Here is an 837-nt window from a genome sequence, read left to right on the forward strand (position 1 = left end):
CAGTTGGACGCGGAGTTGGACGAGTTGCTGGGTCGGAATCGGTATTCGCGGGTGGATGAGTTGGAGTGGCAGGAGTGGGACGGTGTCGAGCAGGATGCCGCGGAGCGGGAGATGCTGCGCCGGGAGGCGCCGGGCTGGGTGTTCCTGCCGCCTGGTGGTGCGTTGGCGGCGGCGTTGGAGGGGACTCGGCCGGAGGCGATGTCGCCGATGGCGCTGATCGAGTTGATGAAAGCCGCGGACCGGCTGATCGGCTGGGGTGAGGCGCTCAAGGCCGGTGCGATGGCGTCGTTCGTGCGGCAGCGCCGCGCCGAGCAGCGAGAGTCGCCGCGCCCGGCCCAGATCGATTCCAAGGGTCGTCCGGTCGATCCTGAGCGGTCCTGGCACGGGGAGATCGCGCTGGCGCTCGGCCTGTCTCCCAATACCGTGGGGCGGCGGGTGGAGACCGCGCTGCGGCTGACCTCGACGCTGTCGGCGACCTATTCGGGGTTGCGGTGCGGGGCGTTGACGTGGGGTAAGGCGCTGGCGATCTCCGAGGCCACCAGCGCACTGCCGGTCGATGCTGCCCGAGCGGTGGAGGCGCATGTGCTGAAACGTGCCGCGAAGCAGACCCATCGGAACCTTTTGGAGTCGTTGCGCCGCCAGGTCGCCAAGCACACCACCGCGAAGCAGGCCGACGAGCATCGTGACGCGGTGGCCGAGCGGACCTGCAAGATCGTCTCGCTGCCCAACGGTATGGCCGGGCTGTGGATCGTCCACACCGCCGACAAGATCCAGCAGATGTGGGTCACCATCCAAGCCATCGCCGCCCTCGCCAAACGCGGCACCAACCCCAACCCC

At 68.8% G+C, this 837-nt stretch carries 1 protein-coding gene; it reads left to right on the forward strand.

The annotated features are described in order from the left end of the window. Window positions 1–51: 51 nt before the first annotated feature. Window positions 52–837: DUF222 domain-containing protein (locus tag E0H50_RS42655; RefSeq protein ID WP_131297154.1), on the forward strand; the 786-nt coding region annotated here is incomplete at its 3' end.

Origin of the sequence: Kribbella sindirgiensis (genome assembly GCF_004331435.1) — a bacterium.
Classification (GTDB): Bacteria; Actinomycetota; Actinomycetes; order Propionibacteriales; family Kribbellaceae; genus Kribbella; species Kribbella sindirgiensis.